This is a genomic window from Acinetobacter sp. SH20PTE14, from assembly GCF_021391555.1.
Classification (GTDB): Bacteria; Pseudomonadota; Gammaproteobacteria; order Pseudomonadales; family Moraxellaceae; genus Acinetobacter; species Acinetobacter amyesii.
Genome location: NZ_CP090067.1, coordinates 28739 through 54323, shown reverse-complemented (window position 1 = coordinate 54323; position 25585 = coordinate 28739). Strand labels below are relative to the sequence as shown.

Here is a 25585-nt window from a genome sequence, read left to right as displayed (position 1 = left end):
GAAATCAATGACCTTTTCGCCTTTTTTGGAATTTTTTCAGCAAATGAATGTCGGCCGCCCGAAAGACTTAGAAAAACGACAACGGATTTTAGAGTCTGCAAAACAATTATTTTTAGAAATGGGCTATCACGGTTGCAGTATGAATCAGATTGCCCAACATGCAGGGGTCACCAAACTGACGGTCTATAATCATTTTCAGGACAAAGCCACCTTATTTACCAGTGCGATTGAAGACACCTGTGAATATATTTTGAATACCCGCCCGCGACATCTGCACAGCGAAAGTCATTTTATGCAGGCTTTCGTTGAAATTTGTGAGTTGGGGCTGAACATCATGAATTTGCCAGAAGCCATTAAACTGGACTTATTACTTTTGGAGTTGGCTGCCGAACACAGTCCTTTGGTCGAACAGTTTTTCCGTGCCTCACATTTGAAAATGCGCCAAGTCTGGGAGAATTTCTTTCAAGACGCAGCGGCTTTAAATTTCATTCAGCAGGATAATCCTGCCAGACAAACTGAACTGATTGTGTCGCTACTGATGGGCCTACGCCATCAAGAAGTCTTATTGGGCATGCGCCCAGTACCTGAAGCAGCAGAGCGACAGGCCATTATTCACTCTGCCATCGACATCTTTATGTTGAAATATCAACTCGGCACGCAGAGCTAAGCATTTTCTGAAATATTTCAACGCTAAACTGAAACAAATGGCATAGCTATTGCTCATTTAGCTAGAAAAGTCATCCGACTTTTGTCTGTACCCCCTTTTGCCATGGCACTTTCGGGGTATAGTCGAGACAGGAATACGCGGAGAAATAACAAATGATTCAACAAATTGATGCTCCATTACGTGAAGACGTGCGCTTACTGGGCAATTTATTAGGTGAAACCCTAAAGCAGCATGCAGGACAAGATTTGTTTAATCAGGTAGAGCAAATTCGTGCTTTGTCTAAAGGCGCGCGAGATGGACAAGTTGAAGCTGAAAAACAGTTAGAACAATTATTTTTAAATTTAAAAGATGAAGAAATTCTGCCACTGACCCGTGCATTTACGCACTTTCTCAACTTTGCCAATATTGCCGAACAGTACAATGTGGTGCGCAGCCGTCGCCAAAGTGAGTTTGATGAGCAAGCACCTTCACCGAATCCACTCGATCATTTATTTGAAAAATTTAAAAGCAATAACATCAGTTCGGACCAACTGTTCCAACAAATTTGTGAATTAAAAATTGAATTGGTACTGACTGCACATCCAACCGAAGTCAGTCGCCGTACCTTGATCCAAAAATATGATGGGATTAATGATTGCCTGTTTAAAATGGATCAACAAAAACTTACGCCACGCGAACGCAAAGCCGTACTGGATGATTTAAAACAACTGATTTGCTCGGCATGGCAAACGGATGAAATTCGTCAACATCGCCCGACGCCTGTCGACGAAGCAAAATGGGGCTTCACGACCATTGAACAGACCCTGTGGAATGCTGTACCCAAATTCATGCGTGAATTGGATGGCATGGTTCAAGATCATTGTGGCAAGACCTTGCCTTTAAATGTTGCCCCTGTGCGCTTTGCGTCATGGATGGGCGGTGACCGTGATGGTAACCCAAACGTCACCCATAATATTACTCAAGAAGTGCTGTGGCTTTCACGTTGGAAAGCTGCCGACTTGTATTTACGCGATATCGAAGACCTGCGCTGGGAACTTTCGATTCAAGAATGCAGCAAAGAGCTTAGTGATGCCTTAGGCCATTTCCACCCTGAGCCGTATCGCGAATATCTCCGTGATGCGCGTGAACGCCTCAAAGCCACTCGTCACTGGTTGGCACTAAAGCTCCGTGGTGAAGATGCTGACGATAGCCAAGTCATTAAAAGCCGCCATGAGCTGCTCGATCCACTATTGGTTTGCTACCGTTCACTGATTGACAGCGGTTTACCTGAAATTGCCAATGGTCAGTTACTCGACTTTATTCATCGAGTGAATTGTTTCGGTATCGAATTACTCAAATTAGATATTCGTCAGGAATCCACGCGTCATCGCCAAGCGATTTCTGCCATTACGGAATATTTAGGTTTAGGTAATTTTGAAACATGGACGGAGCAAGCCCGTCAAAACTTCTTGATTCAGGAACTGCAAAGCAAACGTCCACTGCTACCGAAGTTTTTAAATGAGCCAAAACAAAGCCTGATTGAACATCCAGATGTACAAGAAGTCTTTGCGACCATGCGCACTTTGGCAGAACAGCCACCTGAAAGTTTAGGGGCTTATATTATTTCCATGGCAGAGCATCCGAGTGATGTCTTGGCCGTATTGTTACTGCAAAAAGAAGCGGGCATCAAACAAGCGCTACGCGTTGTGCCACTGTTTGAAACTTTAAAAGATTTGGATGGTGCCGCCCGTACCATGAATACCCTATTCAATATGCATTGGTATAAGCAGCATATTCAGGGCAAACATGAGGTGATGATTGGCTATTCAGACTCTGCCAAAGATGCGGGCTTTATGTCGGCAAACTGGGCACAGTATCGTGCGCAGGAAGAATTAACCGCGGTTGCGAAAAAACATGATGTACAACTGACATTATTCCATGGCCGTGGCGGTTCAATCAGCCGTGGTGGAGCGCCGACACAGCAAGCGCTGTTTTCACAGCCACCGGGTTCGATTTCAGGAGCGATTCGTGTCACAGAACAAGGGGAAATGATTCGCTTCAAGTTTGGATTAGAAGGCATTGCCTTACAAAACTTGGAAATTTACACCGCAGCGACCTTAGAAGCGACCTTATTGCCACCGCCTGAACCAAAACAGGAATGGCGTCAGCTCATGCACAGCATGACGGATCTGTCGGTACAGGTGTATCGTCAAACTGTGCGTGAAAATCCGCATTTTGTAAAATATCTACGGACTGTGACACCCGAACTGGAGCTGCAAATGTTACCGCTCGGTTCACGCCCAGCCAAACGTAAAGTTAGCGGTGGAATTGAGTCATTACGTGCGATTCCTTGGGTGTTCGCATGGACGCAAATCCGTTTGATGCTACCTGCTTGGCTCGGTACTGGTGCTGCGATTAATCAAGTGATTGATCAAGGTCAAAAGCAGACACTCGAAGAAATGTTGGAGCAATGGCCTTATTTCCAAACGTTAATTGATATGTTGGAAATGGTCTTGTCTAAAGCTGATGGCCATGTGGCGCTGTATTATGAGTCTCATCTGACGGATGACTCAGACCTCAAACAGTTGGGTGAAGAGTTACGTCAGCGTTTACGTGATGCGGTACAAACGCTATTAGCACTCAAAGGTGAATCGAAATTACTTAGCAGTAACGATGTGCTCGACCAATCCATGAAGGTGCGTAAGCCTTATTTATTGCCGCTACATTTACTACAAGCCGAACTGATGAAACGCCGCCGTGCATACCTTGCCGAGCGTCAAGCTGAAAATACCCCAGTCGACCATGCGTTGATGGTTAGCATCGCGGGTATTGCGGCAGGTTTGCGTAACACTGGCTAAATCTTCCAAGTTTTCAAAAAGCACACAGAACTGTGTGCTTTTTTTTTGACCAGTCATATTGGTTTTAATTTATTTTGGAATATATAAAATAAGAAAAATTTATGAAGAATTGGCTCCAAGCCTATTTGATTAATTGCATGATTTAATGCCTTTTTTACACCCTTAAAACTTTTACCATTTGGTAAATTTACATGTAAAGTCATGTAATTAGTTTGAACAAAATATTTTTAAAAGAGATTAAATCTTCTAAAAAACAAGAGTATGATGTGCACAATTTATCTATTGAGTGCTCATTTTATGTCCAATTGGTTTCCCAAATGGCGCCCGTACGAAGGCAATATTGATGCACGTCCTGTAGGTACAAATGAGTACCTACCTCCGGTGCAAAGTGTTGTATTGGGGATACAACATGCCTTTGCAATGTTTGGTGCAACTGTCCTTGCGCCATTTTTGATGGGCTTTGATGCCAACCTTGCGATTTTAATGTCGGGGATCTGTACCATCCTGTTCTTCTTTATGACAGGTGGTCGTGTACCAAGTTATTTAGGCTCTAGTTTTGCCTTTATTGGTGTGGTGATCGCGGCAACCGGTTATGCAGCGTCAGGTACTGGCGCAGCAAATGCCAATATCGCATTGGCTGCTGGCGGGATTATGGCCTGCGGTATTTTATATGCCATTTTTGGTTTTATCGTGATGGCAACGGGTACCCGTTGGATTGAAAAACTCATGCCACCTGTCGTTACAGGTGCAGTGGTGATGATCATTGGTCTGAACCTAGCTCCTGTGACTATTAAAGGGGTTGCAGGCAACAACTTTAATATGTGGATGGCATTAGTCACTGTACTGTGTATGGGTTCGATTGCAGTGTTCACGAAGGGCTTGTTACAACGCTTATTGCTGTTGGTCGGTCTATTACTGGCATATTTGGTGTATTACATCATTTCCAATGTGATGGGTCATGGTACACCAATCAATTTCGTTCCCGTACAAGAAGCGGCTTGGTTTGGTGTTCCGCACTTCCATTCACCCGTCTTTGACTTCAATGCCATGCTCATCATTGCACCGATTGCGTTGATTTTGGTTGCAGAAAACCTTGGCCACATCAAAGCTGTAGGCGCGATGACAGGTGAAAATCTTGATCCGCACATTGGTAAAGCCTTTGTTGCAGATGGTGTTGCAACTACACTTTCAGGCGGTGTCGGCGGTCCGGGTATGACCACTTATGGCGAAAATATTGGTGTGATGGCAGTAACGCGTGTTTACTCGACCATCGTGTTTGTATTTGCAGGTGTATTCGCCATCTTCCTTGGTCTTTCTCCAAAGTTTGGTGCGATTATTCATACCATTCCGCAAGCCATTTTGACAGGTGCATCGATTGTTGTATTTGGTCTAATTACCATTGCAGGTGCGAAAATTTGGATTGAAAACAAAGTCGATTTCTCAAAAAATAAAAACCTGATGGTGGCAGCAGTCACGATTATTTTAGGTACAGGTGACTTTGCACTTCAATTCGGTAACTTCAACTTAGGTGGTATTGGTACTGCTACATTTGCAGCGCTGATTTTGAATTGGTTCTTTAGCTTGGGCGATAAATCAGAATAAGCCTCCAAAGCATTTAAAAAAGAATACAACATTCATTTGAAAAGCGGCCGAAAGGTCGCTTTTTTTTATAGCTGCTCTTTCGGTAAGATAAGGCATTAGCCAAGGAATACACCATATGCGACTGGATTTGTTCGACCTTCAATTGGTGCTGCACATTGTAGACAGCGGCAGTCTGACCAAAGGCGCTGCTCGTTCTGCCATCTCGCTACAAGCAGCCAGTGAACGGATTAAAAAACTCGAACAGCATTACCGCACCGCCCTGTTCACTCGCCAAGCCAAAGGGGTCAAACTGACTCTTGCCGGTCAAACCTTGGTTGAACATGCACAGCGCATCTTAGGTGAGGGGCAACAATTAGAACACGCGATGCTGCCCTTTGCCCATGGGCTAAGTTCCAATATGACCTTATGGTGTAATTCATCTGCACAAAGTGAATATTTACCGGTCTTGTTACCACGTTATTTGCTAGAAAATCCCAACACACAAATTGAGCTGCATGAAGCCGAGTCTAAAGACATCATTGCAGCGATAGAGCAAGGTAATGCACAACTAGGCTTAATTTCAGGTTTCTTTAAATCTGAACAACTACAAACGCTTGAGTTTGCAGATGATCCGTTGGTGCTGATTTGTCCTATAACTCATGAATTGGCCTCGATATCTAGCGTCAAACCCGCAGAGATTTTAAATTATCCCTTTGTCGGTTTGATGCAATATCATTCCTTGCAACAATCGATCGAGGCACAAGCCAAATTATTCGGCTGTGAAATTCAGTATCGGCTGCGTTTGCCGAATTTTGCCGCGATCGCGCAAGTGATAGCGAATGGTGTGGGCGTTGCCATCATGCCAAAACGTGCGGCCCAACGATTAATCAGTTTGTATGCCTTTGCCCAAGTTGAGCTCAGCGGTAAATGGGCCAATCGAAAACTGCTCCTCACCGCACGTAATTTTGATGATTTACCTTTAAATTATCAGCATTTCAGTCAGTTTCTACTGTCACAAAAATCTACTTTAGATGGCTAAGTCTAGGCTTTAAATCACGCCAAACTGGTGCAGCATCATATAGCTACCGAGGGCAATCAACCCGATAAAAAACACCTTACGGAATTTTTGTTCTGGAATGCGGTAACGGATTTTTTTCCCTGCCCACATCCCAATGAGCGCAGGAATCAGTGCCATGGCTGACATGGCATAATCAATCGGAAGATCTTCCACAGGATTTTGCTGTAAGAACACTGCCAAACAAATGGTTGATGTGGTAAAGGCCAAACCGAGTGACTGTACAAGATCATCGCGTTTGAGCTGCAAACCTTGCAAATATGGTACTACCGGGATCACCACTACACCTGTAGCTACAGTCAGCGCTCCACCGAGATAACCGATCATTGGAGATAGCCATTTTTCATGTGGTGCAAAGTTCGGCAAGCTTTTCGCACAAAGCCCATACAGTCCGTATAGTGCCAACATGCCCCCCAGTAAAGCTTCACTTTTAAATTCACCATGTCCTAAAGTTGGAAAAATACTCCAAATTGAACCAACGATGATGCCGAGTAATAAGGGCCAAAAGCGTTGAATGAGGCGCAGCACCTGCCCTTCGGCAAATAGTTGCCAAAAGTTGGTGACCATAGATGGAATGATCAATAACGTGGCTGCCTGAAATGGACTGATCACCATGGTGAGTAAGCCCATCGATACCGCAGGCAGGCCTAACCCAATCGTGCCTTTAATTAGACCTGCGATTGCAAAAACTGTGATGACGAACCAAATCATGGCGAAACTCGCTGAAAAATTGGCTCTATGCTATGCAATTCAGGCACTTTGAAAAATCAGTGTTTTTGGAATAGAGCCTCAATAAAAAGTTGAGGCTAGGTTATAGCGTCTAAAGCAGATAGCGTAGATGGGCTAAACAAACTCTTTTGATTTCGAATAAGTTATAAGCGTATTGGTGGAATAGTGATATAAAAACCGTTCCAATATGCTGTTTACTAGAACGGTTTTTAATAAAATATTGATACTTATAGGAAAATTTCAAGAATTTCGTATAACGTGTATTATGTTAATTTTAGGAAAGCTTAATAAATCCGTGTTTAAAAATTAAACTAGAAAGATTTTGTATTACTATCAATTTAGAATTCCTCTCTTATAAATCTTATTTAATGACGCTATCTTTTTGTATTGATGAAGCTATTTTATCAATGGTAGTACGAACACGTATTGGTAAGAAATTTGATCTTTTCCATACAATTTGAATAGGATAGTTAGTACTTGAATAGTTAGTAAGTAGGTGTATTAATTGACCACTTTGTATATATTCTTGAATCAACCAGGAAGGTAACCAACCAATTCCTCCATGCATTAGTACATAATCTAATATGCTTTTTATGTCATCCATTTGAACTTTATTTTTTGGCAAATATTTCATAGTTTTATGATGAGAACTTTGAAATATCCACTTTTCAAGCTGCCCATTTTTCAAATATCCAATAGTCTGATGGTTATCTAAATCTTTGATGCTCTCAGGAACCTGGTATCTTTTTAAATATTCAGGTGTGGCACAGAGCCACATTGCATGCTCAGAAATCTTTTTAACCATTAATTGACTATTATCTTCTAAATTACCAATTCTTATCACTAGGTCATAATTATCTTCAATTAAATCAATATAACGATCATTAAAAGAAAGAACCATATTCAAATTTTGATGTTCATCTGCTAAGTCTCTTAATATCGGAACTATGAACTTTTGTCCAAATAATACAGGCATAGAGATACGTATCATTCCCTGAATATTTTGATTATTACTTTCAAATAATGTCTCAGCTATTAATATTTCTTGTACAGCCCGCTGGCTATGTTCATAGAAAATACTACCTTCTTCTGTGAGAGCTAAATGACGTGTATCTCTGTTAAAAAGTACTACTCCGAGCTGTACCTCAAGCTTTGAAATCATCTTACTGACAGCGGAACGAGTCAGATGTAATTTTTCTGATGCTTTAGTAAAACTTCCTTGTTCAACAACACTAATAAATGCCATCAAACTTTTCAGATCATTAACACGCATATTAGTTCCAATTGGGAATCAATGAGTTGATTTATTATCACTTTTGTATCCAATTTATCAATGATAATCTAATTAAAATTCATATTAGGAACCTTACTATGAACAGAATTTTAGTTATCAAATCTAGTTTTATGCAGGAAAAATCTCTAAGTAATCAGCTCATTAATAAATATTTATATAGACGTAAGCAAAGTGGTTATGTTGACCAAATAATTGAACATGATCTAGGAGCTATGAACTTACCAGTATTAAACTTAGAGATATTTAATGCCTTACGTGGAGAGGCGAATGAAAAACCTGAGGTAAAAGCAGCAGTAGCTCTCTCTGATCAATTTATTCAAGAGCTGAAAGATTGTGATCTATTATTGATTGCAGCACCAATGTATAACTTAAATGTACCAACCCAATTAAAAAACTGGTTCGACTTAATTGCACGAGCACGAGTAACTTTTCAATATACAGAAACCGCACCCGTAGGATTAATTAAAGGTGTTAAATCAATTATCTTTAGTTCACGTGGTGGTTTTCATCAAGATCTTCCAACAGATGCTGTTACAGCATATTTAATAGCAGTATTAGGATTAATTGGTATTGATAAGGTAGATTTTATATATGCTGAAGGCACTGATATTAAACCATTAGGGAAATCTAAAGCACTTGAATTAGCTTCACAGCAAATTGCTTTACAAACGAACGTAGGATTGTAAGTGTATTCTTCCTTATGGCAATGAAATTATAATTTTCTATTGTTCTAAGGTTCCTATTTAACATAATGGCGGTTATACGAAACGAGAGCAGCAGCTCTCGTTTTTTGATGTGGAAACTGCTAGAATACTTGTACGCCATTGACGTACACAGAATCTATGTTATTCATTGAAACCAGTATCTTTACCAAGCAAATCAAAGACCTTGTATCTGATGAGGAATATCGTCAACTTCAACAAGATCTATTGGTTCAGCCAGATAAAGGTGACTTAATCAAGAATGGCGGTGGCATTCGAAAAGTACGTTGTGCTCAAGGTAATAAAGGCAAAAGTGGCGGTATCAGAGTAATTTACTATTGGGTAAATGAGGATGATCAAATCTTTTTCTTGGTGGCTTATCCAAAATCTGTAAAAGATAATCTAACGGATAAAGAAACCGCCATTCTGCGCCAACTCGTGAAGGAGCAATTTCATGGATAACAACTTATTTGATGACTTAGTTGCTTCGATTAAAGAAGCAGGAGCAATCAAGCGCAAAGAGATCCAAGCTAGTCGAACGACCGAACTTGAATTACCAGATATTAAGGAAGTGCGAGAAAAAACTGGTTTAAGTCAAAGCGAATTTGCAGCACGTCTCCACATTAGCCATCGTACTCTGCAAAACTGGGAACAAGGCCGACGCTATCCAACAGGACCAGCAGCAACATTGATTCGAATTTTAGATGCACATCCTAGTCTTATTTAAAAAAATGCATTAAAAATGGGAGCTTAGCTCCCATTTTTTGAATTCGTATAACGTGTATTATGTTAATTTAGGGTAAGTTAACATTCAAATTAATAGACCCCTTGCGAAAGTATGGCTTTTATCTAATTTTTTATTAGCTAAATCATTATAAAATATAATTGAATAATATTTAAATTTTAACCAATTTAAGAGGTCTATTCTAAATCATAAATAAAACTCCGTTCAAAAAATAGAATTTTAACCTTTACATAGGAAACCCTATAACAAGCTTTTTCATTACTAATTTCTTTTTGAAAATTATAATATTTTTTTTTAAATGGAAAACCTTTAACAACAACATCGCTCAGCAAATATTTATTACCATCAATATTTACCTCAAACTTATCAATCCCATGTTTAGTTTGATATTTTTTCTCCAAAAACAAACATCCCACATTTACTTTATTTTTTATTTTATATTCTCTTGCTTTTTCCATAAGAAAATACTCCTTGGCAAAATAACCAAAATACACAACAGGAATTAGAGTTAAACAAGCAAAAATATAAAAACGAGGATAACCTTTATTAGATTCCATAAAACACCATTAAAGCTTTTTCATAAGTCATTTTTACTCAGTTCCAAATTATAGATTCCTGCAATTAAATTGAATCTTAATCCCAGTCTTTTACCACGGTTGCGATATCGTTAAGCAAGAATTTTGAAGGTTTTCAAAATCCCAAATACATGCTCAATTCCAATTCTTCTTTTATTGATTTCTTAGTTATAAAGTTTTAGCTCAGGCTCTAGTCTACAGTGCTTTTTTGCTTTTAATGGCAATAGACTATTTGGATACACGGTATAGATCACTTGGTAGCCCTTATAAGGAGAAAACACCCTGCAGGAATCTGATTTAAATGGCGTTTGAATAGTTCAAAATCATGTACGGCACCACGACTCGTGCATAAACTCAGAATTTATTGAGTTTTATAATGGAGGCTGAAATTACGATGTATAGAGATAAACACCTAATCGAATCTATTTAACATAAAATCTCTTATACGAAATTCAAATCGGTCCCAACTATGGACGAATCTCTTTCAACTCACGTTGAATAAAATGCTGAATCATATCGCGGTATAAACGTTCCACAATATCTGCATTTACACCGTGCTCTGTGGCTTGTAGACGAATTTTACTTATCACCGCTTCGACACGTTCTGGTGATTGAACATCCTGTACTGAACGCTTAAAACGCACCGCTTGATCGACATAAAACTGACGTGCAGCAATGAGCTCAATAATCCCCTGATCAATCACATCAATCTGTGCGCGGGCTTGCTCTAATGACTCAACTTTTTCTTTCTTCATCTTCTCTGGCTTCACTTTCAGCGGTGTTTTCACTTTTATACTTCTCTTCTAACACATTACTGAAAATACTTTCAATCATCCAAACGCGGTATAAGCTATTAAATACATAGCTTTGACCTGCAATACGTAATTCTAAAACAGGAAAATCGGGCTGTGACTTCATCTCACAGTGCATATCATTTTCTTTTAATTTTTCAGCAATATCGTTAGTAGTCAGTTCAGAAATCTCTAACTCATACTGTAAGGCCTGAAAATGTGCTTTGAAGGATAAATCACGCCCTTTGGTCCATACGGCTTCCAAAATGCGATACATCACATCAATACGCTGCTCTTCAGGTGCACTGTAGTAAAGCTGTGACATAGCTAATGTCGCAGCTTCTGTAGGCCGGCAAAATGGTGTGAACTTAACTTCGGTCCGTTTAGACAGACGTGTTGCCAAACTCCAGTCAAATAAATCTCGACCGTGATACGACAATGGATACACATTCAGCTGAATATTATAATAGTCCGCCAATTCCTCACGAATATAAGCCAACAGTAACCATGAAATCGGATCTTCCATCGCGATGTAGAGATCAAGCTCAGGATCGAGCCCCTGAATTTCATTCAACTCTTCTGCATCACTGATCAGGTGCTCACGCCATTCAATATGATTGATCATAAAGATCGGGTTATCTGTCAGGAGTTTTTGTTGTTTTAAACGGCGCGTTAAACGCAGTAAATCATCTACAGCATGGTACTTACGTTCGCCAAATTCAAAATACCCCGTCAAAATTGCTAAGTCAGAAAAGATCCGTTCTGGAAAATCTTGCGCTTTATGATGACGGCTGGCCATCGCGTACAGTGTTCTCAGCTTGCCATACTGCTTTTGCCACAACATGTGGAACACATCTTCAAGTAAATAAAGAAAGTCTTGGCCGCGTAATGGCGTATTTTTTAGAATAATTTCGGCTTGTTCTAAAGCTTCAGCGGTCGGTTGTTCAGGTGTTTCATGAAAACTAAAACGATGCTGCCGCGCTAAAATTTGGGCATCATTCAGACAATATTGTTGCCATTCTATCGATGACATTTGATTTGGAGGTTCAGCACTCTGACGACAAATAATCACTTTTAGTGGTTTAATTTCATCACTGAGAATTTCTTCTAATTGAGGCAGTTGCTGCGCAGCCAAATAGCTATAAACATCATCCAGTCGAAGATAAACACTCAGACCTTGTTCCGTGGGTAACACCGCTTGTCGGGTCGGTTTCTGATAAAACCAACTCGATCGGATTGGATCGAACCAACGGCGTAACAGTGACATGCGTTTTTTGCCTCAAAATGATGAATTGTACTGAGCACTGCCAGCACATACTTAAAGTCAACTTCTATTATGAAGCTGTTTTAAATGAGATATAAGCCTTGTGCAAAACTTATATCAAGTCAGGGCTGAATGTTCAATGCTTAACAATGGATTAGACGTCTAGATTTAGGTCAGTCACCGCACCTTTTTCCGCACCAGAGGTCAACTTGGCAAATTTAGCCAAAGCGCCGTGGGTATAGTTGGGTTTCGGTTTGACCCAGGCCGCGCGACGTGCAGAAATTTCATCCTCTGCCACATGCCACGTCATTTCACGAGTTTCAGCGTTAATTGAAATTTTATCGCCGTTTTTGACCAAGCCAATTGGGCCGCCTTCATAGGCTTCTGGTGTCACATGACCAATCACAAAACCATGGCTGCCGCCCGAGAAACGTCCATCAGTCAACAGTGCGACGGATTTGCCTAGACCTTTACCAATAATCGCTGAAGTCGGTTTCAGCATTTCAGGCATACCCGGCCCGCCTTTCGGCCCAACACCGCGGATCACCACCACTTCACCTTCTTGTACTTCGCCATCTAAAATACCGCGCATGGCACCCTGCTCACCCTCAAATACCCGCGCAGGCCCCTCAAAATACAGCCCTTCTTTACCGGTAATTTTAGCCACCGCACCTGTCGGTGATAAATTGCCTTTGAGCACTACTAAGTGCGAATCCTTTTTGATCGGTGCATCAAACGGCAGAATAATTTGCTGACCTGCAGGATAGTCTGCTACATCGGCTAAGTTTTCTGCCAAAGTTTTGCCTGTGACCGTCAGGCAAGAACCATCGAGCATACCTGCATCCAGCATGCGCTTCATTAGCGGTTGAATGCCGCCAATGGCGATCAGTTCCGACATTAAATATTTACCCGATGGACGCACATCGGCCACCACAGGAATATCTTTACCGATGCGCACAAAATCATCCAAAGAGAGTTCCACACCTGCGGTATGCGCCATGGCAATCAAATGCAGTACGCCATTGGTTGACCCACCTAAGGCAATTAGCACTTTAATCGAGTTTTCAAAAGCGGCTTTGGTCATAATGTCACGCGGCTTAATATCTAAACGCAGCAGGTTCATCACGGCTTCACCTGCGCGCTGGCAGTCGGCAATTTTATCCGCGGATACCGCTTCCTGTGCTGAAGACCCGGGCAAGCTCATGCCCAGTGCTTCAATCGCTGAAGCCATCGAATTGGCCGTATACATACCACCGCACGAACCCGGCCCCGGCAGCGCGACTTCTTCAATCTGCTTGACCTGAATTTCATTAATTTCGCCTTTGGCGTGCTGACCAACTGCTTCAAATACCGAAATCATGTCGGTATGCCCTGCTCCGGGTTTGATGGTGCCACCATAAATAAACAGGCCCGGACGGTTTAATCGCGCCAAACCCATGATACAGCCTGGCATATTCTTGTCGCAGCCGCCTATGGCAATTACGCCATCATAGGCCTGACAGCCCACCACAGCTTCAATGGAATCGGCAATGATTTCCCGCGATAGCAATGAATACTTCATGCCTTCTGTACCGTTGGAAATGCCGTCAGAAATGGTGATGGTATTAAAAATAATGCCTTTACCGCCTGCAGCATTCACCCCGCTTTCAGCTTTACGCGCCAAGCCATCAATATGCATATTACACGGCGTGACATTGGCCCAAGTCGAGGCGATGCCTATAAATGGGCGCTTAAAGTCAGCATCTTGGAAGCCTGTGGCACGCATCATGGAACGTGCAGGCGCATTCTCTATGCCTTCATAAACAGGAGCAGAATGTTCGCGGATATTATTTTTACTCATTGTTGTTCCTTGGCGATGGCTGATTTTGGCTTCAGCTTTGGCGGGTTCTTTTAAATTTATTGTATAGAAAGCGCTCGGTATGTAAAAGAAATTACATCTCAACAAAAGAGATTTTTAGCGCATGCAATACCATTCAATCACATGACAAAGCGACATGGATGTCGCTGTTTTCCTGTATGGCAGGGATGCAATATCAGGAGAACAAAAGATTTTTGTTACTTTTGATCTTTCAAAAGTAAGGGATTGCCTACACAAAGCCATATAAATTATAGCTACTATTCGAGGCTGTCTTTTTAGAATTTTAATGACATCCACTAATTATTAAATTTTATTTAGTTGCTTCAAGAAACATTATTTTCAATCAGATTAAGAAATCTATAACTTAGAATTATTGTCCCATTATTTCATTTAAAAGCTGATTACAGCGGAGTCTTATCCTATAAAAGCTAATTTTCGGAGCACGTATGTTACTTTTGTTTCGGCAAAAGCAACCAAAACCATTTGTCATCCGCAAAACTCGGCAACTGTTTGCAACTAAAAAAATGATCGCAGAAACATTCACTTTTAAATTACCGTTTGCCTCAGACAGTTGCGGATGACGTTTCCTCTTATCCATTACAAGTTATGTAGATGGAAATTTAAAAAGCACCCCATTAGGAGTGCTTTTCTATTTAGAAATCTAAAGCTTAGATTTCACGTACTGCGCCTTTCGCCGCACTCGTAGTATGCATTGCATAGGCTTTCAATGCTTTCGAAATTTTGCGTGGACGCTCTTCAACTGGATGCCAACCTTTGGCTTCTTGCGCTGCACGGCGAGCGGCCATGGTTGCTTCATCAACAGCAAGGTTGATGGTACGGTTTGGAATATCAATTTCGATTAAATCGCCATCTTCCACCAAACCAATTGCACCGCCTTCTGCTGCTTCAGGTGAAACGTGACCAATTGACAGGCCTGATGAACCGCCAGAGAAACGACCGTCAGTCAATAACGCACATTCTTTGCCTAGACCTTTCGATTTCAGGTAGCTGGTTGGGTACAACATTTCTTGCATACCCGGACCACCACGTGGGCCTTCATAGCGAATCACAACCACATCACCGGCTTTGATTTCATTACCCAAGATCGCCTCTACTGCTGAATCTTGGCTTTCAAACACACGTGCAGTACCGTTGAATTTCAAGATTGAATCATCTACACCCGCAGTTTTTACGATACAACCATCGAGTGCAATGTTGCCGTAAAGCACAGCTAAGCCACCATCTTTCGAGAACGCATGTTCAGCATTACGGATCACGCCATTTTCACGGTCGCCATCTAAACGTTGGTAATATCGATCTTGTGAGAATGCAGTTTGCGTTGGTACACCGCCTGGTGCTGAACGGAAGAATTGGTAAACGTCTTCATTTTCAGTACGGATAATGTCCCATTTATCTAAAGCATCTTTTAAGCTTGCTTCGTGAACAGTACCCACAGATGTGTCCAATAAGCCTGCACGGTCTAATTCACCGAGAATGGACATGATACCGCCAGCACGGTGTACATCTTCCATATGTACGTCGTTTTTCGCAGGTGCAACTTTACAGAGTACAGGCACTTTACGAGATAAACGGTCAATGTCGTCCATCGTGAAATCAACGCCAGCTTCATTGGCTGCAGCCAACAAGTGTAGAACGGTATTGGTTGAACCACCCATCGCGATGTCTAAAGTCATTGCATTTTCATACGAGGCTTTGGTCACCATTTCACGTGGCAATACGCTGTAATCATCTTGTTCATAATGACGTTTAGCCAATTCAACAATTAAAGAGCCTGCGCGTTCGAATAATTTTTTACGGTTTGCATGTGTTGCCAGTGTAGAACCGTTGCCCGGTAAAGACAGACCCAATGCTTCTGTTAAGCAGTTCATTGAGTTTGCGGTGAACATACCTGAGCATGAACCGCAAGTTGGGCATGCAGAACGTTCGTATTCAGCAACTTCTTCATCGGTATAGTTGTCATCTGCAGCTACAATCATGGCATCAATCAAGTCGATGGCTTTGTCGTTACCACGGATTTTAACTTTACCCGCTTCCATTGGACCGCCCGAGACAAATACCACTGGAATATTCAAGCGCATTGCCGCCATCAACATCCCTGGGGTAATTTTGTCACAGTTGGAAATACATACCATGGCATCGGCACAGTGCGCGCTCACCATGTATTCTACTGAGTCTGCAATCAAGTCACGTGAAGGCAATGAATACAGCATACCGTCATGGCCCATCGCAATACCGTCATCGACTGCAATGGTATTGAACTCTTTAGCTACACCGCCTGCTTGCTCAATTTGACGCGCCACGAGTTGACCAAGGTCTTTAAGATGAACGTGACCCGGTACAAATTGAGTAAATGAGTTCACGACGGCAATAATTGGTTTACCGAAGTCTTCATCTTTCATACCAGTTGCGCGCCATAAGCCGCGCGCACCCGCCATATTTCTTCCGTGTGTCGATGTTTTTGAACGATAGTCAGGCATTTTATATTTCCAACAAAGTTTGAGCTTGAAATGAATCCTACAGATTCACTCTGGCTAAATCATACTGACAATGATGTAAAATCAGTCGAATTTTAAACCTATCATACACCAAGCCATTGTTTTTAAAGATGGCTTTTTAAGCTGAGATTTGGGCAGATGGGTCTATAAATAAAACCGAGTGATTTGACGACAAAAATCTTTTAACTGAAATCTACTATACCGCCATCAATGGCTGCACAATACAAAACTTTCATGAATAATTTTTAAATTTTATATAAATATAATTTATTTTAAAATTGCAAATTTGCGATTTTGGGTTATGAAATCATTGAGCTTGGACAGCTTCAAAGTTGCAAAAATCAATTTCTAATGTTCTAAATTACGCATTAATCATTTGCTATAATCCACATATTCAACACAGATTCGGTTCATTCATTTTGAAAATCATCTTTGCCGGTACGCCAGAATTTGCCGCAACAGCACTAGCTGCTTTGCTCAACACACAACATGAAATTGTTGCGGTATACACTCAACCTGACCGCAAAGCTGGACGTGGACAAAAACTCACAGCTTCTGCCGTAAAGCAATTGGCTTTAGAGCACCATATTCCTGTTTACCAACCCCTTCATTTCAAATCATCGACTGAAGAAGGTTTAGCCGCACAGGCGGAATTAAAGGCCTTAAATGCCGATGTTATGGTGGTTGCAGCCTATGGTTTGATCTTGCCGCAAGTCGTGCTAGATACCCCGAAATATGGTTGCCTGAATATTCATGGTTCATTGCTGCCACGTTGGCGTGGTGCAGCACCGATTCAACGTGCCATCGCAACAGGTGATATTGAAACAGGTGTCACCATTATGAAAATGGCAGCCGGACTCGATACAGGCGACATGATGTATAAAACCATCTGCCCGATTGAAGCAACGGATACCTCTGCAACTTTGCATGACAAACTTGCACAGCAAGGTGCAACTGCAATTACTGCCGTTTTAGACACTGAACAAACATTGCAGCAATATTTAGACAGCCGTGAAGTCCAAGACGAAGCATTAACAGTTTATGCACATAAGCTTTCAAAAGCCGAAGCAAAAATTGATTGGTCCATCGATGCCGTACAAATCGATCGTAATATTCGCGCCTTTAATCCGTGGCCGGTAGCATTTATTCAGTTGGATGAACAAAACAACTTACGTGTCTGGCATTCTAAACTTTCTGCTGTGTCTGCACCGAACGCTCAAGCAGGTGAAATCATTGCCATCGACAAAAAAGGCATACACGTTGCCTGTGCCAATGGCAGCGTGATTATTTTGACCTCTTTACAATGGCCGGGTGCTAAACCACTCAACCCTGTACAAATTTTACAAACCCAAAAATTGACTATTGGACAAATTTTATAATGAAGCAATCTCCCAACGCCTCGACCCGAGACCTTAATTTACGTGCTCAGGTAGTGAAGACGTTATTGGCTGTCCAAAATGGTCAATCGCTGCAATCGGTACTCGCGCAGCAAATGAATATCGTGTCAGATAAAGACCGTGCGTTATTCCATGAATTGGTGCTCGGTTGTTTACGTCAATGGTATGCATTGAAACAATTGACTTTACCATTACTGTCTAAACCGGTAGATAACCAAGTGGTTGAAACCTGTTTATACCTCGGTTTATACCAATTGTTATGTACCCGTGTCGCAGCTCATGCTGCAATTTCTGAAACGGTGGAAGCTGCAAAACAATTGGGTATGGGAAGTCTAAGTGGCTTAATCAACGCAATTTTGCGCCGTGCAACACGTGAAACAGAACAGTTCTACGACGTACTTGAACAAGCCACCAATTTACCAAGTTGGTTAACCAAACGTCTGAAAAAAGACTGGGGCGAACAATTTGATGAACTTAGTTATGAGCTTAAGCAAATTGCACCACTGACTTTACGTGTTAATACACGCCAAGTCAGCCGTGACGAATACCTCGATATTTTGGAAGATGAAGGCATCGATGCACATCGCTGTGAACTCTCTAATGTCGGTATTGTGATGGACGAAAGCCTACATATTCCAAGTTTACCGGGCTTTGAAGCAGGTGGTTTTTCGGTACAAGATGAACATGCTCAACTGTGTGCAACACTATTACCAAATCTCGATGGTAAATTTGTGATTGATGCTTGTGCTGCACCGGGTGGTAAAACCGCACATATTTTAGAGACTTTCCAACCGAAGAAACTCATTGCACTGGATCAAGATGAAAAGCGTCTGAAACGCGTGGTTGAAAACCTTGATCGTTTGGATCTCGATGGTAAACATGTTGAAATTCAGACTGCCGATGCCATCACCTATACTGCTCCTGAACTTGCTGATTGTATCGTGCTCGATGCGCCATGTACTGCTGTCGGTGTAATGCGTCGTCATCCTGATATTCGTTTACTACGTCAATCGGGCGACATTGCAAAAACTGTAGTGTTACAAAAACAAATTTTGGAAAACATGTGGAAGCAGCTTAAAGTCGGCGGCACGCTGCTTTACATCACATGCTCGATTTTAAAAGCTGAAAATGAACAGCAAATGGTTGAGTTCTTTGCCAATCATGCCGATGCCCAAGAAATTAAAATTGAAGCGGATTGGGGTGTTGAACAAATTCATGGTCGTCAATTGTTCCCGAAAGTGGGTTATGGCGATGGCTTCTTCTACTGCCTCATTCAAAAAACAGCTTAATCTACAATAGAATTTGCTTTTTAGTACCACATAAAAAAGGAACCCTCGGGTTCCTTTTTTATCAACGATGAAGCTTAATCTTCTTCATCTGGATGTTTTGCTAAATGGATCGACGCTAAGATCAAACCGCCCCAAAGCAAAACAATTGAAATGATCATCATGATTAATGCAGATGTATTCATGTTATTTCTCCTCAGGGTTTTTGTCTTTCATGCAACTAAATACAATCGCACCAAGCACAAAGATCGCAATGACTAAACCGGCTACAGGCAATAACACGTCAACTGGATAACCACCATAGCCTTTAGATGCAACGTCTTTAATGGTTAAGCCTAAAGCTACTAATAATGAAAGCGGAGTAACAACCGTTAATAAGAAGTTCCAACCAAAGCCCAATTTGATACTTGAATATTGATTCACATGATTACGTAATTGCGCAAGCAATGGACGACGGAACCAAGACACCAAGATAATCGAGAACAAACCACCCGCTACGATACCAATGTTATTGGCGAAGTAGTCAATGATGTCAACGAAAGTAATCGCACTGTGGGTTGAGAAAATTAAGGTCGATACAATGGCAGAACCACCCGCAACAATCGTTACAGCTTTTTTACGTGACCAGCCGAATTTATCTTGGAACGACGCAATTGGCACTTCCAAAATACTCACCATTGAGGTGATCCCTGCTACAGCCAGTGACGAGAAGAACAAGAAACCAAATAAATCGCCGCCAGCACCTAAGCTCGAAATGATTTTCGGGAAAGCAATAAACGCAAGACCAATACCGCCTGAAACCACTTCATTTACAGGTACGCCCGCACTATGCGCCATAAAGCCCAATGCCGCAAAAATACCAATACCCGCTAAAATTTCAAATGATGAGTTGGCTAATGCAACGACTACACCTGAACCGGTCAAGTTGGTTTTTGCCTTTAAGTAAGACGCATAGGTCAACATGATCCCGAAACCAATCGATAACGAGAAGAAGATATGACCAAAGGCTGCTAACCATACTTTATAGTCAGTCATCGCATCCCAGTTTGGCGTAAAGAATGCATTTAAACCTTCTGTAGCACCCGGTAAACGTACCGCTTGAATCACCAAAATCGAGAACAAAATCACCAACAATGGAATAAAGATTTTATTCGAAAGCTCTACACCCTTCTTCACACCACCATATAAAATGAACATGGTAATCGCCCAAACAATCACCAATCCAAAAAATAAGGTCGGTACAAAACCAAAGGCAATTCCATCGGCATTTTGCAAGTAGGTATTAAAGAAGAAGCCTTGCGTATCTTCACCCCATTTTTGACCGATTGAGTAGAAAATATAACTGCCGGCCCATGACAATACGCTGGCATAGTAGATCCCGATGATGAGTGTCACCATCACTTGCCACCAACCTAATGCCTCACTGTTCATAAGTTTTTTATATGCAGTTGGCGGAGCTTTTCGGAATTTATGTCCCACTGCATAATCTAAGAATAATAAAGGCAAACCCGCTGCAAAAATTGCAATTAAATAGGGAATTAAAAATGCACCGCCACCATTTTCATATGCCACGTAAGGGAAACGCCAAATGTTTCCCAAACCTACAGCGGAACCAATAGCGGCAATGATAAATCCTGATCGTGCCGACCAGTTTTCACGATTATCTGACATAGAACACCTAAACCTCAGGCATCTTTAACTGCTGCTTGTTATGGTTATATCGCGAGCAAAAAAAGAACCATAAAAATAAAATTCTGGGTGTTTGATCTGGTGAGATACCTTGTGAGCGTCTATACCAAATTGCAAACAGAAAAATCACATGCGCATTTTGGTTAAAAACACCACAAATAACTTTCCCTTTGTATGAATTAACAATACTCACTTTTTTTAAGTTTTTCTGTAATTTCTACGGAAAATATTCCATTTTTATAATGTGTTTAGGCTTAAATGTTCATTTAATCAGCTTATTTTTCATACAATTTAAGTTATCAATAATATAACTTTTAGGAATATTTTATTTCCAATTAAATTTTTAAAGTTATTTCACTCGATAATGTCCGGTAATTTGATAGGCATGCAAAATATCTTCTTCCTGTGTGCCCTCTCCAATATTATGGATAATCAGCGGAACACCGCTAGCTTTCACTTTACGATCTGAAACCACACCGATATGCACTAAACCACGCCCTAAGTCCCAAGTGACAATATCTCCGGCCAAATACTGCTTATCTTTGACAACAAAGCCCTGACGTAGCATCCAGGTTTGAATATTGGGAACACGCCGATGATCAATATTTTTATCAGTACTTTTTAAGCCCCATTTTTGTGGATACTGCTTAAAATTGGCTTTCATATCTTCATGAATGGCTTGTTGTAAATCAATTCCTTGCTGTCGTAATGCACGAATTACCACGTCGGTACAAACACCCTTGATTAAAGGGACATCTCCCATCGGATAACGCAGTGCAGTATACGCAGGATCATAATATAAGGTTTTCCCAATCTGACTGCGTGCATCCGTCACCATTTGAGTGGCGTTAAAGGCAAAGACAGCCATATTCACGGTCATCAAACTGACCAATAATAAAATTCTTTTCATTTTTTCTTATGCACTTTAGGTTTTTGAAATGATTAAAAAATGGGCTTCGAACAGATCCATACTGAACCAAGCCCAAGTTTAAACTGCTACAGTTTTATCGCCAATACGCGTTCTTCTTGCATATCTCGAATGGCAGACTGAATTCCTTCACGGCCTAAGCCAGAATCTTTTACGCCACCATATGGCATGTTATCAACACGGAAAGATGGAATGTCATTAATAATCACTCCACCGACCTCTAAGTGATTCCACGCATACAACATTTTATTCAAATTTTGCGTATAGATGCCCGCCTGTAAACCAAAACGGCTGCTATTAATTTTGGCGATACCTTTTTCAAAGTTTTTGTATTTCTCTAAAATCGCTACAGGGCCAAAGATTTCATCTTTATACACTTCTAGCGATTCATCGACATTTTCTAATAAAATTGGATCGAGCAAAGCCCCCTGATGTTCACCACGAACCAATGCTTTGGCACCTTTTTTTACTGCTTTATCGACCCATTTATGCACGCGTGTTGCTTCTGCTTCCTTAATCATTGGACCGACCATGGTGCTTTCCAAATGAGGATCAGCCGCTTTAAGCTCCTTCATTCTCGCCACGAGTTTTTTCTTCACCTCTGCATAGATATCAGCATGCACCAAGATGCGTTGTACGCTAATACACACCTGCCCTGCATGGTTATACGCCCCACTGACTAAGCGTTCAATAAATGCCGCTGAAATTTCAGTATCAGGCTCAACCAATACAGCAGCGTTGCCACCGAGTTCCAAAGTCACTTTTTTACGCCCCGCACGCGCTTTCATATCCCAGCCGACAACATCGGAACCGGTAAAGCTGAGCAGTTTAAATCGGTCATCTGTTACCAAGACATCTGCATGTTCACGTGGACAAGGTAAAACTGAAAAAGCACCTTTAGGTAAATCCGTTTCTGCTAAAACTTCCGCAATTTTTAAAGCTGAAATAGGCGTCAAACTTGCAGGTTTCAACACAAATGGACAGCCTGCGGCAATGGCAGGTGCAATTTTATGCGCAGTAAGATTGATCGGAAAATTAAACGGGCTGATCAACGATACAGGGCCTATCGGCACATGTTTGACCATACCTTGATATCCAGATGCCGCTGCAGTAACCGCCAATGGGATCATGCGACCATCATCCATCTGTGTGACAGCATCGGCAGCAATTTGAAAGGTATTGATTAAACGTTCAACTTCAGCAGCTGCGGCTTTACGCGGTTTTCCACCTTCCGCAATTAAAATTTCAGTCAATTCTGCACGCATTTCATTAAAACGTTTAACACAGTGCAGTAAGATTTTTTGTTTTTGAAAAGGTTCCAATGCCACCATTGCAGCGCTAGATTTAACCGCTGAATCAATGGCTTTTTCAATGGTTGCAGCATCTGCGAGTGCAACGCGTGCATATACGTCTTGGGTATATTTATGATTCACTTCTAACCACTGATCGGTAGTCGCTGCTTTACCTGCAACATAGAGCGGATAATCTTTTATATCTTGTACGGCTTTGGACATGACGATATTTCCATGATCTTGAGACATTATTGATAAATGTGAATAAATCTATGCCCTCTATCATGCGCTGACTGAACACAGAGTTCACTATATTTAAGTAACAAAATGAACCACAAGCGTCAAACTCAGCTACCTAATTGCCCTGAATACCATCCCTATTTTCAGATCTATGCTTGCACTGAAAAAACGATGATTGAGTCTCTATATAACAATGACATTAAATTAGAAAAGCGGTTTAAAATAAAAAATCTCATTATTTATCATAATATTAATAAATTCTTCAAAACTAAATTAATAATATAAAATGTGAATACAACACAAAAAAAGCCCATCAAATGACGGGCTTTTTTAAATCTATGTTTTAACTATACGAACGCTGTGTTTTCACTGAAGCCTTATTCACATTTTCTAAAGCGGCAACTTCTTCATCCGTTTGCGCTTTGCGAATAAAGAACACTGCAATCGCTGCGATGACTACTGGAATTCCCACAGCCATAAAATTAATTTGATGTGGCAATTCTTGTGATAATAAATAGCCGATCAGAATCGGACCAACAATCGCACCTGTACGCCCCACAGCAGATGCCCAACCAATTCCTGTCGAACGAACAGACAGCGGATAATACTGTGCAACATAGCTATAGAGTAAGATTTGAGAACCAATCGCCGATGCACCTGCGACTGCAACCAAAAGGTAGATCACAGGCTGTGGAGAATTAAAGCCGAGTAAAGATAATGCCACAGCACCTGCCAGACATAATGTAATGATCACCGGTTTTAAATGGAACTTATCCGCTAAAATACCGCCGCCAATCGTACCAATTACCGCACCAATATTCATCGCCAATAGGAACGTCAAACTGCTACCTAATGAATAACCTGCGGCCATCATTAGTTTTGGTAACCAACTGCCTAATGCATAAAGCGTTAATAGGCACATAAAAAAGCATAGCCAAAACAACATCGTACTTATGCCACGACCTTGCTTATACAACGCTCTAACAGACGCTCCACCCGGAACAGCAACTTCAGTCAGTTCAAGTTGAGTATTTGCAGTCACCGTTTGCTCTGGTGCAATGGTTTGAATCATCCTACGAGCTTCATCGTGACGATTCACCTTCACCAAAAATGTGAGCGATTCAGGTAAAAATTTCCAAGCAAACGGCAACAGTAACAGTGGAATACCCGCAATGAAGAACATGATTTGCCAGCCATAATCCGCAGTAAACCATGAACCAAATAGAGCGGCCATGATGCCACCCATTGCATAACCACTGAACATAGTGGTCACTAAAGTACTGCGTAGATGCTTAGGTGCATATTCAGACGTCAATGCCACAAGGTTCGGTAATACTCCACCAATGCCAAGTCCAGCAATAAAACGTAAAGCACCAAATTCCGTAGGATTTGATGCAAAACCACCTAAAAATGTGAATGTACTGAATAAAAATACACAGATCATGATGACTTTTTTACGGCCAATCTTATCAGCCAAAGTACCAAACATCATGGCACCAAACATCATCCCTGCAAGTGCTGTACTCGCTAGCATACCTGCTTGAACAGCTGTTAATCCCCAGTCTTTCATCAATAAAGGCAGCGCAACACCATTGATCGCTAAGTCGTAACCATCAAATAAAATAAGAATTAGACACCACATCATGATGCTGAAATGCGATTTTGTGAACTTAGCGTTATCGACAACGCTATTCACATTCATTGTGCTTGCAGACATTGAACCTCACCTCCAATTGTGAGTTTTATTTTTCGCTACAATGCCGTTTTTCAATGTAAATTGTCCAAAATTACAAAGGTATAGATCCATACCTTTCAGATATATCTATGTCATTTGGGAATAAAATGTCATAAAAACTCGAATATTTTTGAAATATTTATACATAAAAAAGTCGATGGACTGCGGGTCTAGTTTTAATAATGATTAATTATCAATGTGTTATTAGAAGCTAAATCACAATCAGACGATAGATTATTTGATATGAAAATTGTCAGAATAAAACTCAAATTTTATAGAAAAAAATCGCAGTTCTACGATCTAAGTCGTAGATTTCTAAATCATAAGTCATCAGCCATCACTTAAGTCGATAATTAAGCATTTAAACTGTTGTTTTAGCTGACTT

At 41.1% G+C, this 25585-nt stretch carries 21 protein-coding genes and 1 pseudogene; 9 read left to right on the top strand and 13 right to left on the bottom strand.

Annotated elements, in window-relative coordinates; translation table 11 throughout:
- The first annotated feature begins 43 nt into the window (after positions 1-43).
- From LXF01_RS00230 to LXF01_RS00215, 4 genes are all read left to right on the top strand, one after another.
- Entirely contained in the window at positions 44-667 is a 624-nt protein-coding gene (locus tag LXF01_RS00230; RefSeq protein WP_233944773.1) for a TetR/AcrR family transcriptional regulator, read from the top strand.
- A gap of 152 nt (positions 668-819) precedes the next feature.
- Complete coding sequence (gene ppc, locus LXF01_RS00225; RefSeq protein WP_180107703.1) at positions 820-3504, top strand: phosphoenolpyruvate carboxylase; 2685 nt, start codon at positions 820-822, stop codon at positions 3502-3504.
- A 297-nt stretch (positions 3505-3801) separates the two neighbouring features.
- Positions 3802-5106, top strand: coding sequence for a solute carrier family 23 protein (locus LXF01_RS00220; RefSeq protein WP_180090300.1), 1305 nt, complete (start codon positions 3802-3804; stop codon positions 5104-5106).
- A 115-nt stretch (positions 5107-5221) separates the two neighbouring features.
- Positions 5222-6124: a LysR substrate-binding domain-containing protein gene (locus LXF01_RS00215; protein WP_233944772.1), complete on the top strand. Its 903-nt coding sequence runs from the start codon at positions 5222-5224 to the stop codon at positions 6122-6124.
- A 9-nt stretch (positions 6125-6133) separates the two neighbouring features.
- Here the strand turns inward: LXF01_RS00215 and LXF01_RS00210 are convergent, their stop codons facing one another.
- Positions 6134-6871, bottom strand: coding sequence for a sulfite exporter TauE/SafE family protein (locus tag LXF01_RS00210; protein ID WP_180049573.1), 738 nt, complete (start codon positions 6869-6871; stop codon positions 6134-6136).
- A gap of 379 nt (positions 6872-7250) precedes the next feature.
- Positions 7251-8162: a LysR family transcriptional regulator gene (locus LXF01_RS00205; protein ID WP_233944771.1), complete on the bottom strand. Its 912-nt coding sequence runs from the start codon at positions 8160-8162 to the stop codon at positions 7251-7253.
- 98 nt (positions 8163-8260) lie between these two features.
- Between LXF01_RS00205 and LXF01_RS00200 the strand changes: the two genes are divergently transcribed.
- From LXF01_RS00200 to nadS, 3 genes are all read left to right on the top strand, one after another.
- Complete coding sequence (locus tag LXF01_RS00200) at positions 8261-8869, top strand: FMN-dependent NADH-azoreductase (RefSeq protein ID WP_078194113.1); 609 nt, start codon at positions 8261-8263, stop codon at positions 8867-8869.
- Positions 8870-9025: 156 nt separating this feature from the next.
- Positions 9026-9346, top strand: coding sequence for a type II toxin-antitoxin system RelE/ParE family toxin (locus LXF01_RS00195; protein WP_002126330.1), 321 nt, complete (start codon positions 9026-9028; stop codon positions 9344-9346).
- The gene (gene nadS / locus LXF01_RS00190; RefSeq protein ID WP_004676016.1) at positions 9339-9611 is read left to right on the top strand and encodes a NadS family protein; all 273 of its coding nucleotides are present in this window, start codon (positions 9339-9341) and stop codon (positions 9609-9611) included. Before LXF01_RS00195 ends, nadS begins: the two co-directional genes overlap by 8 nt.
- A gap of 194 nt (positions 9612-9805) precedes the next feature.
- Here the strand turns inward: nadS and LXF01_RS00185 are convergent, their stop codons facing one another.
- The 6 genes and pseudogenes from LXF01_RS00185 to ilvD (LXF01_RS00160) form a co-directional block, all read right to left on the bottom strand.
- A complete protein-coding gene (locus LXF01_RS00185) occupies positions 9806-10186 on the bottom strand; it encodes a hypothetical protein (RefSeq protein WP_168417344.1) in 381 nt (126 codons plus the stop codon).
- A gap of 20 nt (positions 10187-10206) precedes the next feature.
- Positions 10207-10335 (bottom strand): annotated as a pseudogene (locus tag LXF01_RS00180) (IS5/IS1182 family transposase); the annotation flags it as partial.
- A gap of 336 nt (positions 10336-10671) precedes the next feature.
- Positions 10672-10959, bottom strand: a complete 288-nt coding sequence (locus LXF01_RS00175; protein WP_078191648.1) for a chorismate mutase — start codon at positions 10957-10959, stop codon at positions 10672-10674.
- Positions 10940-12262: a hypothetical protein gene (locus LXF01_RS00170; protein ID WP_111885146.1), complete on the bottom strand. Its 1323-nt coding sequence runs from the start codon at positions 12260-12262 to the stop codon at positions 10940-10942. The genes LXF01_RS00175 and LXF01_RS00170 overlap by 20 nt, the downstream gene beginning before the upstream one ends.
- A 151-nt stretch (positions 12263-12413) precedes the next feature.
- Positions 12414-14099 carry a dihydroxy-acid dehydratase gene (gene ilvD, locus LXF01_RS00165; RefSeq protein WP_233944769.1) on the bottom strand — a complete coding sequence of 562 codons (1686 nt, stop codon included), beginning with the start codon at positions 14097-14099 and terminating at the stop codon, positions 12414-12416.
- A 686-nt stretch (positions 14100-14785) separates the two neighbouring features.
- Positions 14786-16615, bottom strand: a complete 1830-nt coding sequence (gene ilvD / locus LXF01_RS00160) for a dihydroxy-acid dehydratase (RefSeq protein WP_111885144.1) — start codon at positions 16613-16615, stop codon at positions 14786-14788.
- A gap of 437 nt (positions 16616-17052) precedes the next feature.
- Here ilvD (LXF01_RS00160) and fmt point away from each other — a divergent pair, with 437 nt between their 5' ends.
- Both fmt and rsmB read left to right on the top strand, forming a co-directional pair.
- Positions 17053-18012 (top strand): methionyl-tRNA formyltransferase, encoded by a 960-nt coding sequence (fmt, locus tag LXF01_RS00155; RefSeq protein WP_233944767.1) that lies wholly within the window; start codon positions 17053-17055, stop codon positions 18010-18012.
- Entirely contained in the window at positions 18012-19319 is a 1308-nt protein-coding gene (rsmB, locus tag LXF01_RS00150) for a 16S rRNA (cytosine(967)-C(5))-methyltransferase RsmB (protein WP_180131364.1), read from the top strand. The genes fmt and rsmB overlap by 1 nt, the downstream gene beginning before the upstream one ends.
- A gap of 74 nt (positions 19320-19393) precedes the next feature.
- On the opposite strand, the gene LXF01_RS00145 is transcribed toward rsmB, so the two are convergent.
- The 5 genes from LXF01_RS00145 to LXF01_RS00125 form a co-directional block, all read right to left on the bottom strand.
- Complete coding sequence (locus LXF01_RS00145) at positions 19394-19501, bottom strand: methionine/alanine import family NSS transporter small subunit (protein ID WP_078191653.1); 108 nt, start codon at positions 19499-19501, stop codon at positions 19394-19396.
- Between the two features lies 1 nt (position 19502).
- Positions 19503-20987, bottom strand: a complete 1485-nt coding sequence (locus LXF01_RS00140) for a sodium-dependent transporter (protein WP_180079292.1) — start codon at positions 20985-20987, stop codon at positions 19503-19505.
- A gap of 367 nt (positions 20988-21354) precedes the next feature.
- Positions 21355-21915 (bottom strand): DUF1287 domain-containing protein, encoded by a 561-nt coding sequence (locus LXF01_RS00135; protein WP_180134003.1) that lies wholly within the window; start codon positions 21913-21915, stop codon positions 21355-21357.
- Between the two features lie 86 nt (positions 21916-22001).
- Complete coding sequence (locus LXF01_RS00130; RefSeq protein ID WP_233944765.1) at positions 22002-23447, bottom strand: aldehyde dehydrogenase family protein; 1446 nt, start codon at positions 23445-23447, stop codon at positions 22002-22004.
- 361 nt (positions 23448-23808) lie between these two features.
- Positions 23809-25182: an MFS transporter gene (locus LXF01_RS00125; protein ID WP_180066004.1), complete on the bottom strand. Its 1374-nt coding sequence runs from the start codon at positions 25180-25182 to the stop codon at positions 23809-23811.
- Positions 25183-25585: the final 403 nt, after the last annotated feature.

Excerpts from the sequence above, each read along its gene's own strand:
- LXF01_RS00130 (WP_233944765.1), bottom strand. The coding sequence starts at position 23,447 with ATGTCCAAAGCCGTACAAGATATAAAAGATTATCCGCTCTATGTTGCA.
- LXF01_RS00220 (WP_180090300.1), top strand. The coding sequence starts at position 3,802 with ATGTCCAATTGGTTTCCCAAATGGCGCCCGTACGAAGGCAATATTGAT.
- LXF01_RS00125 (WP_180066004.1), bottom strand. The coding sequence starts at position 25,182 with ATGTCTGCAAGCACAATGAATGTGAATAGCGTTGTCGATAACGCTAAG.
- nadS (WP_004676016.1), top strand. The coding sequence starts at position 9,339 with ATGGATAACAACTTATTTGATGACTTAGTTGCTTCGATTAAAGAAGCA.
- LXF01_RS00145 (WP_078191653.1), bottom strand. The coding sequence starts at position 19,501 with ATGAATACATCTGCATTAATCATGATGATCATTTCAATTGTTTTGCTT.
- LXF01_RS00200 (WP_078194113.1), top strand. The coding sequence starts at position 8,261 with ATGAACAGAATTTTAGTTATCAAATCTAGTTTTATGCAGGAAAAATCT.
- LXF01_RS00215 (WP_233944772.1), top strand. The coding sequence starts at position 5,222 with ATGCGACTGGATTTGTTCGACCTTCAATTGGTGCTGCACATTGTAGAC.
- LXF01_RS00185 (WP_168417344.1), bottom strand. The coding sequence starts at position 10,186 with ATGGAATCTAATAAAGGTTATCCTCGTTTTTATATTTTTGCTTGTTTA.
- LXF01_RS00135 (WP_180134003.1), bottom strand. The coding sequence starts at position 21,915 with ATGAAAAGAATTTTATTATTGGTCAGTTTGATGACCGTGAATATGGCT.
- LXF01_RS00210 (WP_180049573.1), bottom strand. The coding sequence starts at position 6,871 with ATGATTTGGTTCGTCATCACAGTTTTTGCAATCGCAGGTCTAATTAAA.
- LXF01_RS00175 (WP_078191648.1), bottom strand. The coding sequence starts at position 10,959 with ATGAAGAAAGAAAAAGTTGAGTCATTAGAGCAAGCCCGCGCACAGATT.
- ppc (WP_180107703.1), top strand. The coding sequence starts at position 820 with ATGATTCAACAAATTGATGCTCCATTACGTGAAGACGTGCGCTTACTG.
- LXF01_RS00230 (WP_233944773.1), top strand. The coding sequence starts at position 44 with ATGAATGTCGGCCGCCCGAAAGACTTAGAAAAACGACAACGGATTTTA.
- ilvD (WP_111885144.1), bottom strand. The coding sequence starts at position 16,615 with ATGCCTGACTATCGTTCAAAAACATCGACACACGGAAGAAATATGGCG.
- LXF01_RS00205 (WP_233944771.1), bottom strand. The coding sequence starts at position 8,162 with ATGCGTGTTAATGATCTGAAAAGTTTGATGGCATTTATTAGTGTTGTT.
- rsmB (WP_180131364.1), top strand. The coding sequence starts at position 18,012 with ATGAAGCAATCTCCCAACGCCTCGACCCGAGACCTTAATTTACGTGCT.
- LXF01_RS00170 (WP_111885146.1), bottom strand. The coding sequence starts at position 12,262 with ATGTCACTGTTACGCCGTTGGTTCGATCCAATCCGATCGAGTTGGTTT.
- LXF01_RS00195 (WP_002126330.1), top strand. The coding sequence starts at position 9,026 with ATGTTATTCATTGAAACCAGTATCTTTACCAAGCAAATCAAAGACCTT.
- LXF01_RS00140 (WP_180079292.1), bottom strand. The coding sequence starts at position 20,987 with ATGTCAGATAATCGTGAAAACTGGTCGGCACGATCAGGATTTATCATT.
- ilvD (WP_233944769.1), bottom strand. The coding sequence starts at position 14,099 with ATGAGTAAAAATAATATCCGCGAACATTCTGCTCCTGTTTATGAAGGC.